The sequence below is a fragment of the Allobosea massiliensis genome (assembly GCF_042655245.1).
Lineage (GTDB): Bacteria > Pseudomonadota > Alphaproteobacteria > Rhizobiales > Beijerinckiaceae > Allobosea > Allobosea massiliensis.
Genome location: NZ_JBHSLU010000010.1, coordinates 71,535 through 86,381 on the forward strand (window position 1 = coordinate 71,535; position 14,847 = coordinate 86,381).

Genomic DNA, 14,847 nt, shown 5'->3' on the forward strand with positions numbered 1-14,847 from the left:
CCGGCGCGGCTCAGTGAGCCAGCGCCGAGGAGACCATGTCCCGGCTCGCCGGCGCTGCCGGCGAGCCCAGCCGCAGTGAATCGCGCACCTGCTGCGAGGGCGCGGCAAGGAGGGAGGGCAACAGCCTGTCGCCCTCGGCGACCAGCGGCTCCTCCTTCAGCGGCGGCAGCGGCAGCAGTTCCTCCGCCGGCTCGGCCGGGGCCGGGGCGACGCGCTCGCGCAGCTCCGCAAAGGCCCCTTCGATCGGGTGGAAGCTGAAGCGGACCCGATGCGTGCCCGCCGGGACCTGAACGGCCCGGAACAGCACATTCGCCTTCAGGATGTCGGCGTCGACACCATCCACCTGTGCCCGCCACCAGGGATGATAGATGTCGTTCAGCACGACGAAGCCGGCGGCCGAACTCGTCACCTCGATCTCGACCTCGGTGTTCTGGTAGCGCTTCACCGTGACGTCCGCACGCACCTGTGCAGGCCCCTCCGGCATGGCGACCGGTGGCTCGGCATCGAGCAGGACGGCCTGCTGCGGGTCGACCTCGGGCCAGCGTCCACTCTGCTTCATCGCGTCGAAATCGGCGAGTTCCCAGCCACCGACGAACTGCACGCGCGGCAGCGCCCGCGGGTTCTCGTAGACATAGCCTTCCTTCGTGCGCGCGATCAGCCGGAGGTCGCCCTCGCGCAGCGTGTGGTCGATTTGTTCGATCGGCAGCGGCGAGGCGATGTAGCGCAGCCCCAATAGATTGGCGAGGCGGCAGCGATAGGACGGAAACAGCGGCGTGAACTTGCGCTGATCCGGCCCGGCGATGGTGTCGCGCGTGCCCACCGCATCCGAGAAATCGGCGAGGCGCAGCGGGTTGTAGCCGAGCGTGTGATCGAAGCCGTGGACCATGCCGGCATTGGGCCATTCGAAGCCCATGCCGAGCAGCTCCACCCGGTCCCGCCGCGGCGACCCTGCGGGCTGGGCCGTCAGCCGCTTCAGAACCTGAACCGTCTCGTTGCGCGTGTCGGGGCGCAGCACGTCATAGATGTCGGGCGCCAGAGCCGTCGATTCGTTCGGCCCGTTGTTGGCGCCGAGATCCGCCGCGACGACACCGGCCACGAGCAGTGTAGCCGCGACAGTGCCGAGGCCTCGCCTGAGCCGGCTCAGCCCGTGAAGCAGGGCCAGCGCGAGGGACAGCCAGAGCAGGGCAAAGGCCACCGGCTTGAGCGCTTCCGTCAGCCGCCCCTGCTGCGACGAAACCAGCAGCGCGAGACCAGCCAGCACGACCACGAAACCGGCACCCCACAGCCAGTCGCGTCTCGTCAGACCGGGCTGCGGCTCGCTGAACAGACGATGCAGCATGTAGCCGGACAGGAGCGCACCGAGAGCACCGATCAGGAAGGTGGCATCGGCCGGCCGGCGGAAGGCGTCGATGCCCGGCAGATGGTGGTAGAAAGCGGCAAAGGCCGGCGTGTAGCGGCCGAGCGCGAACAGCACCATCAGCGCGAACAGGAGGGTGAAGGCGCGCACGCCCTTGTCCCAGAGCCAGCCGCGGCTCAGCCCGGGCACGACCAGAAGCAGCGCCGGCAGCGCCCCGAAATAGACCTGCCCCATATTCTGCGACAGGAACAGCTCCTTGGCGTCCCAATGCGGGCTGTAGGGCCCCCAGAAATCGACCTTCGGGTCCTGTGCGCCGAAGAGATCGGCGACGAAGGCGGTCAGCAGCGAGGCCGGATGCAGCGATCCGCGCCCGGCCTCGACCAGATCCACGGCAGGTCGCGTCGTCGCTTCGGCGAAAAGCCAGGTCCAGAGCAGCGGCAGCGCCACGACGCCGAGGCCGACGACGGCGGCGAGGGAGCCCGGCAACAGGCTGGCGCGGAACGCCGGCCAGCCGCCCGAGAGCCAGTGCGCCACCACCACGCCAATCAGGATATAGGCGCCCAAGAGCGCAACCTGATCGGGCTCGACCATCATCATCCCGGCGGCGAAGCCCGCCAGCGCCCCCGCCGCCAACGAGGCACGCTGCAGCATCCGCAGGGTCAGCCACAGCGCGATGGCGAAGAAGGCGAGGCTCGCAATCTGCCCGACATGCTGGACCCGCCAAGCGGCCGAGGCGCCAAAGGCGAAAACGAGCGCCGCGAGCAGGCCGCCGGCCGGATGCCAGTTCCGGTCGCGAAAGATCATCATCACCGCCAGCCCGCCCGCCAGCAGATGGGCGAGCACATAGGCGTCGACGGCGCGGAAGCTCGGCGAGGGAACGAGCGCCGCAAGAAGGATGGCGGGGGAGAAGATCAGCGACTGCGGGTCGGCGACCTGCGGCGAGCCGCCGAAGACGTTATGCGTCCAGAACGGAGACTGGCCCGAATGGAGCGCCCGCGCCAGGAACTGGATTTGCGCCTGAAAATGCGCCTTGGCGTCGAACGGGATGGTGACCGCGCCCGATAGCCAGGGCCAGCAGAGCAGAGCCCAGACACAGATGAAGGCCATGGCCGCCAGCCCGTAGCCGGCGACCCTTCTCGAATGCGTGTCCAACGGACCCCCCGGTCCCTCGTCCTTGCCAGAGGCCCCCGGATTGGCAGCCACAGTCCAGCCTGTCAGTGGGCGAACCATGCCCGCGACGAGGTGAACCGAAACTGAATGAAATCACGCAGCCGTGATCACGGCTTTCCGTTAGGTAAGCGATTGGTTGCGGCGATGGGAGAATCCGTGCGGCTCAACGCCCTTGCGCCAGCCATTGCGCCAGAATGCGCCGCTCATCGGCCGTCATTCCGGAAAGATTGTTGGGCGGCATCGCATGGGTCATCACCGCCTGGACGCGGATCGCGCGCGCATGGGCCGCGATCGTTTCCGGCTCATGCAGGAGGACGCCCTTGGGCGGAATCTGGATGCCGGGCCAGCTCGGCTCGGGCGCATGGCACATCGCGCAGCGTCCGCTGACGATGTTGGCGACGGCCTCCGGTGGCGGCTGCAGCCCGGCCAGCATCACAGGCTTTGTCGCCGGCAATGGCGACAGCCCCAGCCGCTCGCGCCCACCCGGCGAGGATGCCATCGCCACCCAGAAGGCGAGCCAGAGGGCAACCAGCGCGACCGCCCAGGTCCACCAAGGGGATTTAGCGTGGTCGGCGTGGCGGACATTGAAGAAATGCCGGATCAGCGCGCCCGCCACGATGATCAGCGCCACCAGCACCGGGATCACCGCCGAATTGGCATAGGTGACCGGATAGTGGTTCGACAGCATCAGGAACAGCACCGGCAGGGTGATGTAATTATTGTGCAGCGAGCGCTGCTTGGCCGCCTTGCCGTATTTCGGGTCCGGCTTCTCGCCCGCGGTCAGCGCCGCGATGACCTTCCGCTGCCCCGGCATGATGTTGAAGAAGACATTGGCGGTCATGATCGTCGCCATCAGCGCGCCGGTGTGGATCAGCGCGCCGCGCCCGGAGAAGACAGAGGCGAAAGCCCAGCTCGCCGCGACGACATAGGAAAAGCCGAGCACGCCGAGCAGCACGTCGTTGCGGCCCAGCGGCGAGCGGCAGAGCCAGTCATAGAACAGCCAGCCGAACACCAGGGCCGCGATGCCGAGGGCTCCGGCGGCGAGCGGCGAGAGCTGCATCACCGCCGGATCGATCAGATAGAGTTCCGACTGCGCGTAATAGACCCAGACCAGCAGGAAGAAGCCGGAGATCCAGGTCCAGTAGGCCTGCCATTTGTGCCAGGTCAGCTCGGCCGGCATCACGGCGGGCGCGACCAGATATTTCCGCATCTCGTAGAAGCCGCCGCCATGAACCTGCCAGGCGCGCCCCCCCTCGCCCGGCAGAATGTCGGCCGCGGGACGCAAGGACGCGTCGAGATGGATGAAGAAGAAGGACGAGCCGATCCAGGCGATCGCGGTGATCACATGCAGCCAGCGCAGCAGCATGCCGCCCCATTCCATCAGATAGGCGTCGAGCATCGCCGCGGTGGTCCCCTTCAATTGGCGCGCAGGACGATGGACTTCGCCCGCGCCGAAGTTACGGTTGGCGCGAGGCGGCATGCAAGCGCGGCGCCGCGCGGGCAGCGACGAGAACGGCAGGAAGGACGCATGGCGGGACTGACGACGCATATCCTCGACACGCATGGCGGCGTCCCGGCGAAGGGCGTGGCGGTCACGCTCCGCCGCGTCACCGACGGCCAGGCCGAAACGCTGGCGACCACCGTGACCAATGCCGATGGCCGCACCGATGCGCCCCTGCTGACGCCGGAGGCGACGCAGCCCGGTCTCTACGAGCTCGACTTCGCGATCGGCCCCTATTTCCGTGAGCGCGGCGTCGCCCTGCCCGAGCCCGCCTTCCTCGAGACCGTGACGATCCGCTTCGGCATCGCCGACACCAGCCGGCACTGGCATGTACCGCTCAACTGCTCGCCCTATGGCTACACGACCTATCGCGGGAGCTGAGAGCGGCCACGCGACCCGCACCGTCATCCCGGATCTCCGCTGCGCTCCGTCCGGGACGACCCGAGAGTGATGAACTTTGCGTCAGGCGAGACACTTCACAAGTCGCGACAGCGGCTTAGGGTGATCACCTGAATCACATTGCGAGCACCGCTCCCCATGACCGACACCGCCTATCCGCGTGACCTCAAGGGCTATGGCCGCACCCCGCCGCATCCGCGCTGGCCGGGCGGCGCCCGCATCGCTGTGCAGTTCGTGATCAATTACGAGGAAGGCGGCGAGAACAACATCCTGCATGGCGACGCCGCCTCCGAGGCTTTCCTCTCCGAGATCGTCGGCGCCGCGCCCTGGCCCGGCCAGCGCCACATGAACATGGAGTCGATCTACGAATACGGCTCCCGCGCCGGCTACTGGCGGCTCTGGCGGATGTTCACGCAGCGCGCCATGCCGGTCACCGTCTTCGCCGTGGCGAGCGCGCTGCAGCGCTATCCCGAGATCGCGTCCTCGATGCAGGACGCCGGCTGGGAGATCGCCACCCATGGCCTGAAATGGATCGACTATCGCGACGTGCCGGCCGAAAAGGAGCGCGCCGACATCCTCGACTCCATCCGAATTCAGCGCGAGATCACCGGCGAGCGGCCGCTCGGCTTCTATCAGGGCCGCACCTCGCAGAACACGACGCGGCTGATGATGGAGGAAGGCGGCTTCCTCTACACGGCAGATGTCTATGCCGACGAGCTGCCCTATTGGCTGGAAGGGCCGAAGGGGCCGCAACTCGCCGTGCCCTACACGCTCGACGCCAACGACATGCGCTTCGCCACGCCTCAGGGCTTCAACAGCGGCGACCAGTTCTTCGCCTATCTGAAGGACTCCTTCGACCTGCTCTATGCCGAGGGCGAGACCGCGCCGAAGATGATGTCGATCGGCCTGCATTGCCGCCTCGTCGGCCGGCCGGGCCGGGCCGCGGCGCTGGCGCGCTTTCTCGACCATGTCCAAAGCCATGACGATGTCTGGGTCGCGACGCGGCTCGACATCGCCCGCCACTGGGTCCGCCACCACCCGCCGGCCGGGGGCTACCGCCCGTCCGCCGTGCCGAAGGCGCTCTTCGTCGAGGTCTTCGGCCGGATCTGGGAGAACGCGCCCTGGATCGCCGAGGCCACCTTCGACGCCGGGATCACGCCGGCCCATGACAACGCTGCAACCCTGCACGCGGCGATGGTGAAGGTGATGCGCGCCGCCCCGCGCGAGAAGCTGAAGGCGCTCTTGCTCGGCCATCCCGACCTCGCCGGCAAGCTCGCCGCGGCCGGCGAGATGACGGAGGAATCGATCGGCGAGCAGGCCTCCGCCGGGCTCGACCGCCTCACCTCCGGCGAGCGTGCCCGCTTCACGGAAGCGAACGAGGCCTACAAGGCGCGCTTCGGCATCCCCTTCATCATGGCGGTGGCCGGCGCCAGCAAGGACGCGATTCTCGCTGCCTTCGAGACCAGGCTGCAGAGCACGCCCGAGGTCGAGTTCGAGACGGCGCTGGGACAGGTCGAGCGGATATCGCTGCTGCGGCTGAAGGAGATCATGCGGTAACCGCGCCGTCATTCCGGGGCTTCGCAAAGCGAAGAGCCCGGAACCCATAACCGCTGAGCAGGCAGGACGATGTGGACCCGCGCCGCGCGTCTTCTGAGCCTGCTACGGATCTGGATTCCGGGCTCGCTCTGCGAGCGCCCCGGAATGACGACAGGCTCCTCGCGGAGCGGCTTACAACCCGCTGACCAGATGCCCGCCATCGACCGCGACCACCGTCCCGGTCATGTGGCGCCCGGCGTCGGAGCAGAGCAGCAGCAGCGGCCCGTCGAGATCGGCGGGCTCGCCGAAGCGGCGGCTCGGAATGCGCTTGACCAGCGTCGCCCCGACTTCGCTCTCGAGCATATCGCGGTTGATGTCGGTGGCGATATAGCCGGGCGCGAGCGCGTTGACCCGGATGCCATGGCGCGCCCATTCCAGCGCCAGACCCTTGGTCATCTGGATCAGCCCGGCCTTGGAGACGGCATAGGGCAGGACACGCGCCGTCACCCGCTCGCCCAGAATCGAGGCGATGTTGACGATCGTCCCGCCCTGCTTCCCCGCGATCATGACCTGCGCCGCCGCCTGCGCCGCGAAGAAGCAGCCCTTCAGATTGACGTCGAGCTGCGCGTCCCATTGCGCCTCGGTGATGGAGATCGCGGCCTCCGTCTCCCCGATACCGGCATTGTTGACGAGGACGTCGAGCCCGCCGAGCAGCCGCGCCGCCTCCGCCACACCCGCCTGGATCGAGGGCACCGAGGCGACATCCAGCGCCAGCGGCATGACCTGCCCCGGCAACCCGGCGCAGTCCGCCGCCAGCTCTTCCAGCCGCTCGACGCGCCGCGCCGCCGCGACGACACGCGCGCCCTGCCCCGCCAGCAGCCGCACGAAATGCGCGCCCAGCCCCGACGACGCGCCGGTCACCAAGACACGCTTGCCCTTCAGTTCCTCGCCCATGCGTTCCTCGTCTCGTTTCCGCGGAGGGGACACCGGCAGGGGCTGCGGGTCAATCGCGGCGATGGCTGACGCTGCGACCCTTCAGAACCCCGACGCCGTCATCCCGGGCGGAGCGAGGCGAAGACCCGGGATCCATGCCTGAAGCGTTCCGGTATGGATCCCGGGTCTCCCGGAGCCTGTCCTTGGGCCGGCCAAAGGCCGAACACGAGGGGTCGCCCGGGATGACCCGCGGTTGTAAACGGACGGCCTAGGCCGCCTTCATCTCCGGCACCAGGCGCCCGACGCGCTCCAGATCGGCGCGGAAGCGGGCCGTCTCGCGTTCGCGGGCCTCCTCGTCGGGAAGGCGCAGCAGATAGGAGGGGTGGACGGTCGCCAGCAGGGCCGTGCCGTCGTCCAGCACAAGGTCGCGCTCGCGCATCGAGGCGAGCGAGCCGCGATGACCGGTCAGGGCGTGCAGCGCGGTCGCGCCCAGCGCCACGACGAGCTGCGGCTTCACGAACTCCCGCTCCAGCCCGAGCCAGAAGCGGCAGGCCGAGATTTCGCCGGCATTAGGCCGCTCATGGATGCGCCGCTTGCCGCGCAGGGTGAATTTGAAGTGCTTCACCGCATTGGTGACATAGGCCCGGCCGCGGTCGAGCCCGGCCTCGCCCAATACGCGGTCGAAGACCTGACCCGCGGGCCCGACGAAGGGCTTGCCCGCCAGATCCTCCTGATCGCCCGGCTGCTCGCCGACGAACATCACCGGCGCCGTTAGAGGGCCCTCCCCGAACACCGTCTGCGTCGCGTTGTGGCAGAGATCGCAGCGCGAGCAGGTCTTGGCCGACGCCCGCGCTTCATCCCAGGTGGAGAGACCGTCCGTAGCGGGCACGAGCATTTCGCGCTGGCGCTGGCTCTGCCGCAGATGCCGCTCCGGTGGCAGGGTCGGGGCTTTCATCACCATCTTCTCCGCGCGCCGGCCAGCCTGGGCGATCAGCGGAGCAATGAGTTCGGCCTCGGGCAGGTTCCGCCAGTACTTCTCTGGCATCTCTGCCTTCATCGCTTTGATCTTCAGCCGCGCCGGATTGAAGATGTTGGCGTAATAGGTCCGCCAATAGACCTCCATCGCATCGTCGTTCGGCGCGTCGGCCTTCGAGGCACCCTCCCCGAGATGCAGCGTCGTCCCGTCCCAGTGGAGCGAGCGCAGCGGCGTCAGGATCGACCAGCGCATCGCCGCGAAGCGTTCGACGAAGAAGCGCGACACCCGCTCGACGATGTGATGCTCAGGCTCGAACCAGGCTACGAAAGCCTCCCCGCCATCGAGGCCGACAACCTCGCGGAAGCGCACGAAGGCGGTCATCTTGTGCAGGTCGCGCCGCACCGCCTTGGCCATCGCCCGGGCGCTATGGACCTCGTCGTCGGTCACCACATGAAGCAGCGTCGGCTCGCGCTGGAGCCGCAGCAGCAGCCGATAGAGCAGATCGAAGCGGCCGCTGTCGCGATGGCAGACCACTGCCTGCGCCAGTTCGACGAATTCCCGCGGCACCCGCAGCTCCGCCCCATTCGCCGGCACCGGCGGCGGCTCGGCCAGCCCGGCGAAGAGCCCGGACGCCTCCTCCCCGATCTGCCAGTCGATCCGCGCCGGCGCCACCTCCGCCAGCGCCAGCGCGCGCGCCTGCCGCCGCCAGCCCTCGAAATCGGCCGGATGGTCGAGACGCGCGACGATGCCGGACTGAGCCATGACGGGGCTCACAGCAAGGCGAGCTGCTGCGGCTTCGGCGCCAGATGCTGCTTCAGCCGCTCGCTGTCGAGAGATGCGCCGGGACGCCAGCCTTCCGCGACAATGAAATGGCGCAGCGTCGTGATCGAGCGCGCGATCTTGCCGACATCCTCCAGACGCAGGCGCCGGAAACGCCGCGTTTCCAAAATCTTGCCGACGCTTTTCGTGCCGAGCCCCGGCACGCGCAGCAGCGTCTCGCGATCGGCGCGGTTGACGTCGACCGGAAAGCGCGCGCGATGCCGCAGAGCCCAGGCGAGTTTGGGATCGACCGTGAGATCGAGCATGCCCCCGGCGCCGTCATCGAGGATCTCGCCGACCTCGAAGCCGTAGAACCGCGTCAGCCAGTCGGCCTGGTAGAGCCGGTGTTCGCGCAGCAGCGGCGGCTCCGAGAGCGGCAGTTGGCGGCTGGCGTCGGGGATCGGGCTGAAGGCGGAGTAATAGACGCGCCTGAGCCCGAAGGAGCCGTAGAGCTGCGCGCTGCGCTGCAGGATCGTCGCGTCGCTCGTCCCGTCGGCGCCGACGATCATCTGCGTGCTCTGCCCGGCCGGCGAGAACACCGGCGCGCGCCGCGACTTCGCCCGCTCCGCCTTGCTCTCCTCGATCTTCAGCCGCAGCCCACCCATGGCGGCGCTGATTTCGCGCGGCCGCTTCTCGGGGGCGAAGCGCTCCAGGGAGACCTCGGTCGGCAATTCGACATTGATCGAGACGCGGTCGGCATAGAGGCCGGCCTGCGCCACCAGATCGGCATTGGCGCTCGGGATGAGCTTGAGGTGGATGTAGCCGCGGAAGCAATGGACCTCGCGCAGCGTCTGCGCCACCCGCACCAGCTCCGCCATCGTGTAGTCGGGCGAGCGGATGATGCCCGAGGAGAGGAACAGCCCCTCGATGTAGTTGCGCTTGTAGAAGCTGACCGTGAGGTCGACGACCTCCTCCACCGTGAAGCGCGCGCGCCGGACATTGCTCGACGAGCGGTTGATGCAGAATGCGCAGTCATAGCTGCAGTAATTCGTCAGCAGGATCTTGAGCAGCGAAATGCAGCGGCCATCCGGCGCATAGGAATGGCAGATGCCCGACCCCGTCGTCGAGCCGAGCCCGCCCTTCAGCGAATTGCGCTTGGTCGTGCTGCTGGAGGCGCAGGAGGCGTCGTATTTCGCCGCATCGCTCAGGATCTCGAGCTTTTCCATCACCGTCAGCTGAGCCACGCCGCGACACTCCGTTCATTATTTGTTCTAGGTAGCGTGGATGTCGCCCGCCCGCCAGAGACCTTTCGTCGCGGCTGCCATCGCCGGAACAGGCGGCGTGTCGGCGCGTTGGGGCGGCACGTCATTCCAAGGAGAACCCGATGTTCCGGATCCTGCTTCTCGTCGCCGTCATCCTGATCGGCTACGACGCCATCGCCCATCAGGGCAGCTACACCCGCAGCGCCTGGGCCAGCGTCGTCGGCCTGACCGACTCCGCCGTGACCAGCGCCAAGCAGCTCGGGCAGGAAACCCGCAGCGAAATCCGCGAGGAAACCGGAACGCGTCCATAAAGGCGCGGCTTAGCGGCGATTTCGGCTGGACTTGCCGGGGCCCAGCTTCGAAACTGATCACAGATCAACAACCGGGACGACAGCGCTTGACCGAGACAGCCTCCGACGCCTCCCGCCCCGCCGACACCGCCGGGCGGGTCGAGGCCCTCAAAGCCGAGATCCTGAGGAAACTCACTTATTCGCTGGGCAAGAACGCCTCCGTCGCCCAGCCGCATGACTGGCTGACGGCCGGCATCCTCGCGGCGCGGGACCATGTCGTCGATGTCTGGCACCGCTCGACCCGCGAGAGCTACGAGACCGGCCGCAAGCGCGTCTATTATCTCTCGCTCGAATTCCTGATCGGCCGTTCGCTGGCGGACGCGCTCAACAATCTCGGGCTGACCGGGGCAATGGCGCAGGCGATGCGCGAACTCGGCGTCGACCTCGCCGCGATCGAAACGATCGAGCCCGATGCCGCGCTCGGCAATGGTGGCCTCGGCCGTCTCGCCGCCTGCTATCTCGAGGCGATGGCCTCGACCGGCGTGCCGGCGCTCGGCTACGGCATCCGCTACGATCACGGCCTGTTCAAGCAGCGCATCGATGGCGGCAAGCAGATCGAGGTGCCCGAGGACTGGCTCTCCTTCCGCAATCCCTGGGAATTCGAGCGCCGCGAGGCCTCCTACAAGATCGGTTTCGGCGGCTCGCTGACCGCGACGCAGAAGCCCGGCGAAGTCTTCTGGGAGCCGGAAGAGACCGTGTTCGCCGTCGCCTATGACACGCCGGTCGTCGGCTGGCGCGGCCGCGACGCCACGACGCTGCGTCTCTGGCGCGCGCGCGCCATGCACCCGCTCTCGCTCGACGCCTTCAACCAGGGCGACATCGTCGGTGCCGTCGCCGAGCGCAACCGCGCCGAGGCGATCTCCAAGGTGCTCTACCCCAACGATTCCACCCCGGCGGGGCAGGAATTGCGGCTGCGGCAGGAGTTTTTCTTCACCTCCGCCTCGCTGCAGGATCTGGTGCGCCGGCATTACCGGCAGTTCGGCCGCCTCGACAATCTCGCCGACAAGGTCGCGATTCAGCTCAACGACACCCATCCCTCGCTGGCCGTCGCCGAGCTGATGCGCCTGCTCGTCGACGAGCATGGCCTGCCCTGGGAGGAGGCCTGGACGATCACCAGCGCCACCATCTCCTACACCAACCATACGCTTCTGCCCGAGGCACTGGAAACCTGGCCGGTGGCGCTGATGGAGCGGTTGCTGCCGCGCCATATGCAGATCATCTTCGGCATCAACGCCCGCTTCCTGGAAGAGGTCCGGCGCTCCAGCGGCGGTGAAAATGTCGATCTCTCGACGATCTCGCTCATCGACGAGCATCACGGCCGGCGGGTGCGCATGGCCCACCTCGCCTTCGTCGGCTCGCACACGGTCAATGGTGTCTCGGCGCTTCATTCGAAGCTGATGGAGCAGACGGTCTTCGCGCCGCTGCACGCGATCTTCCCGGGCCGCATCACCAACGTCACCAACGGCATCACGCCGCGGCGCTGGCTCTTCGGCGCCAATCCCGGCCTGACGAAACTGCTGCAGGAGGTCTGCGGCGACGATCTGACCGACCGGATCGGCAATATCCGCCGCCTCGCCGCCCATACCGGCGACGCCGCGCTGCACCAGCGCCTCGCCGCCATCCGGCGCGAAAACAAGCTGAAGCTGGCGAAAATCATCAGGCAGGACACCGGCGTCACCGTCGATCCCGACGCGCTCTTCGACGTCCAGATCAAGCGCATCCACGAATACAAGCGCCAGTTGCTGAACATCCTCGAGACGATCGCGCTCTATGACGCGATCCGCTCCGAGCCCTATCGCGACTGGGCGCCACGGGTGAAGATCTTCGCCGGCAAGGCGGCTTCCAACTACGGCACCGCCAAGGCGATCATCAACCTGATCAACGATGTCGCCGTCGTCGTGAACAACGACATCACCACCCGCGACCGGCTCAAGGTCGTCTTCCTGCCGAACTACAATGTCAGCGCGGCCGAGGTCATCATCCCCGCCGCCGACGTCTCCGAGCAGATCTCGACCGCCGGGATGGAGGCGTCTGGCACCGGCAATATGAAGTTCGCCCTCAACGGCGCGATCACCATCGGGACGCTGGATGGGGCCAACATCGAGATCGGCGAGCGCGTCGGCGCCGACAACATCGTCATCTTCGGCATGACGGCCGAGGAGGTCGAGGCCGCCAAGCACAATCCCCGCCCGACGAGCGAGGTCATCGCCGCCACGCCGCATCTCGAAGGCGTGCTCGATGCGGTGGCGTCGGGCGCCTATTCGCCGCGCGAACGCGACCGCTATCTCGGCCTCGTCGAGGGGCTGCGCGCCAATGACTGGTTCATGGTGCTCAACGATTTCGAGAGCTACCGCCAGGCCCAGCGCCGCATCGATTCGCTCTGGGCCGACCAGGGGAAATGGTGGCGCATGTCCGTGACCAACACCGCCCATTGCGGCTGGTTCAGCGCCGACCGCGCCATCGGCGAATATGCCGAGCGGATCTGGCACGTGCCGACCTCGCCGGACACCACGGCCGGAGGCTGAGGCGGGTGCCGAGGCCTGCGCTGGTCGCCTGCCCGCTGCCCGCCCGCATGGGCGCCATTGCGGGCGAGGACGGCGTGACCTTCGCTGTCTTCTCCCGCCATGGCGAGCGGATCGACCTTTGCCTCTTCGACGAGACGGGCGAGGCCGAAATAGCCCGCCTGCCCCTGCCCTGCCGCAGCGGCGACATCCATCACGGCCTGCTGCCGGGCGCCGCCCCCGGCCTGCGCTATGCGCTGCGGGCGGATGGCCCCTGGCAGCCCGAGCGCGGCCACCGCTTCGACGCGACGAAGCTGCTGGTCGACCCCTACGCGACGCGGATCGACCGTCCCTTCCGCTGGGACCCGCGTCTGGCCGAGCATGGGACCGACACCGCCGATCTCGTGCCGCGCGGCATCGTCGGCGGCGCACAGCCTGAAGCCGCGAGAGCGCCGGAGCGCGCCCCGGCCTTCATCTACGAACTCGCGGTGAAGTCCTTCACGATGCGCCACACGGCAGTGCCGGAGCGCATTCGCGGCACGCTGGCCGCGCTCTGCGAGCCCGCCGTGATCGACCACATCCGCGGCCTCGGCGTCAGCCATGTCGAGCTGATGCCGGTCGCGGCCTGGATGGATGAGCGCCATCTGCCGTCGCTCGGCCTCGCCAATGCCTGGGGCTACAACCCCGTCAACTTCTTCGCGCTCGACCCGCGACTCGCTCCGGACGGCGCGGCCGACCTCGCAAGTCTCTGCGCGACCTATGCCCAGGCCGGTATCGGCATCATCCTCGACATCGTCCTGAACCACACTGCCGAGAGCGACGAGTTCGGCGCGACGATCAGCCTGCGCGGGCTCGACAACGCCGTCTATTACCGCCACGCCATGGAGGATCCCGGCCGGCTGATCAACGACACCGGCTGCGGCCACACGCTGGCGCTCGACCGCGCGCCGGTCGTCCGCATGGCGATGGACGCGCTGCGGCATTCGCGCCGCCTCGGCGTCGCCGGCTTCCGTTTCGATCTCGGCACGGTGATGGGCCGCTCGGAGACGGGCTACTCGCAGGATGCCCCGCTCTTCGCCGCGATCGGGCAGGACCCCGACCTCTCGCAAGCCATCCTGATCGCCGAGCCCTGGGACATCGGCCCCGGCGGCTACCGCCTCGGCGAATTCCCCGCGCCCTTTGCCGAATGGAACGGCCGCTACCGCGACGATGTCCGCCGCTTCTGGCGGGGCGATGCAGGGCTGGCTGGCGCAGTGGCGACGCGGCTTGCCGGCTCCGCCGATCTTTTCGCCGCCCGCCATCGCGGACCGCAGGCGAGCGTCAACTTCATCGCCGCCCATGACGGCTTCACCCTGGCCGACCTCGTCTCCCATGCGAGCAAGCACAACGAGGCCAATGGCGAGGGCAACCGCGACGGCGAGAACGAGAACCACAGCTGGAACAACGGGGCGGAAGGGCCCACCGGCGATCCCGCCATTCTGGCCGCCCGCGATCGCGACAGGCGCGCCTTGCTGGCGACGCTGTTCCTGTCGCGCGGCGTGCCGATGCTGACGGCCGGCGACGAGTTCGGCCGGACGCAGCACGGCAACAACAATGCCTATTGCCAGGACAACGCAGCCTTCTGGCTCGATTGGGAGGGAGCGAACCGCGACCTGGCGGCTTTCGTGGCCGAGCTCGCAATGGTGCGGGCCGAGCACCCGCTTTTGTCGGCCTCGACCTTTCTCACCGGGGCGGGGAATCCGCTGGACGCACGCTGGCTGAAACCCGACGGGACGCCGATCGCCGATGCGGAGTGGGACCGACTGGACGCGTTTGGCCTGCTGCTGAACGGCAACGGGAAAACCTTGCTCATCGCCGTCAATCGCAGCCGGAACGATGTTGCGCTCTCCCTGCCCGACGGGCCGTCTCAGCGATGGCAGCGCCTCCTCTGCTCGGCAATGGAGGGGAGCGACGATGTCTTACCGGCCCGCAGCGTCAGCCTGTTCGGCAGGTGTGCAGGCCGAGAGCCGTCCCCGCCGTAAGGCCGGTCAATGCATGCAGGACACGGCGAAGCAGAGATCAGCGCGCCATTCCGCAGCCCTGATCGTCAAGCTTCGTAAGGGG

The 14,847-nt window shown here is 68.0% G+C and carries 10 protein-coding genes; 5 read left to right on the forward strand and 5 right to left on the reverse strand.

What is annotated here, in order from left to right:
• Positions 1-10: 10 nt before the first annotated feature.
• Entirely contained in the window at positions 11-2,509 is a 2,499-nt protein-coding gene (locus ACFPN9_RS06770; protein WP_197431969.1) for a YfhO family protein, read from the reverse strand.
• A gap of 181 nt (positions 2,510-2,690) precedes the next feature.
• Positions 2,691-3,926: a urate hydroxylase PuuD gene (locus ACFPN9_RS06775; RefSeq protein ID WP_066720635.1), complete on the reverse strand. Its 1,236-nt coding sequence runs from the start codon at positions 3,924-3,926 to the stop codon at positions 2,691-2,693.
• A 129-nt stretch (positions 3,927-4,055) separates the two neighbouring features.
• Between ACFPN9_RS06775 and uraH the strand changes: the two genes are divergently transcribed.
• Together uraH and puuE are read left to right on the forward strand one after the other, a co-directional pair.
• Positions 4,056-4,409 (forward strand): hydroxyisourate hydrolase, encoded by a 354-nt coding sequence (gene uraH / locus ACFPN9_RS06780; protein ID WP_066720633.1) that lies wholly within the window; start codon positions 4,056-4,058, stop codon positions 4,407-4,409.
• A 156-nt stretch (positions 4,410-4,565) separates the two neighbouring features.
• A complete protein-coding gene (gene puuE / locus ACFPN9_RS06785) occupies positions 4,566-5,984 on the forward strand; it encodes an allantoinase PuuE (protein ID WP_066720630.1) in 1,419 nt (472 codons plus the stop codon).
• A 171-nt stretch (positions 5,985-6,155) separates the two neighbouring features.
• On the opposite strand, the gene ACFPN9_RS06790 is transcribed toward puuE, so the two are convergent.
• From ACFPN9_RS06790 to ACFPN9_RS06800, 3 genes are all read right to left on the reverse strand, one after another.
• Positions 6,156-6,917, reverse strand: coding sequence for an SDR family NAD(P)-dependent oxidoreductase (locus ACFPN9_RS06790; protein ID WP_066720627.1), 762 nt, complete (start codon positions 6,915-6,917; stop codon positions 6,156-6,158).
• A gap of 247 nt (positions 6,918-7,164) precedes the next feature.
• The gene (locus ACFPN9_RS06795; protein WP_377816030.1) at positions 7,165-8,634 is read right to left on the reverse strand and encodes a UdgX family uracil-DNA binding protein; all 1,470 of its coding nucleotides are present in this window, start codon (positions 8,632-8,634) and stop codon (positions 7,165-7,167) included.
• An 8-nt stretch (positions 8,635-8,642) separates the two neighbouring features.
• Complete coding sequence (locus tag ACFPN9_RS06800) at positions 8,643-9,857, reverse strand: putative DNA modification/repair radical SAM protein (protein WP_066720621.1); 1,215 nt, start codon at positions 9,855-9,857, stop codon at positions 8,643-8,645.
• Positions 9,858-10,015: 158 nt separating this feature from the next.
• On the opposite strand from ACFPN9_RS06800, the gene ACFPN9_RS06805 reads away from it, so the two are divergent.
• The 3 genes from ACFPN9_RS06805 (at position 10,016) to glgX (ending at position 14,765) form a co-directional block, all read left to right on the forward strand.
• Positions 10,016-10,204 (forward strand): hypothetical protein, encoded by a 189-nt coding sequence (locus tag ACFPN9_RS06805; RefSeq protein WP_066720618.1) that lies wholly within the window; start codon positions 10,016-10,018, stop codon positions 10,202-10,204.
• Positions 10,205-10,290: 86 nt separating this feature from the next.
• The gene (locus ACFPN9_RS06810; RefSeq protein ID WP_066720616.1) at positions 10,291-12,768 is read left to right on the forward strand and encodes a glycogen/starch/alpha-glucan phosphorylase; all 2,478 of its coding nucleotides are present in this window, start codon (positions 10,291-10,293) and stop codon (positions 12,766-12,768) included.
• Positions 12,769-12,815: 47 nt separating this feature from the next.
• Positions 12,816-14,765, forward strand: a complete 1,950-nt coding sequence (glgX, locus tag ACFPN9_RS06815; RefSeq protein ID WP_066720613.1) for a glycogen debranching protein GlgX — start codon at positions 12,816-12,818, stop codon at positions 14,763-14,765.
• Positions 14,766-14,847 lie beyond the last annotated feature (82 nt).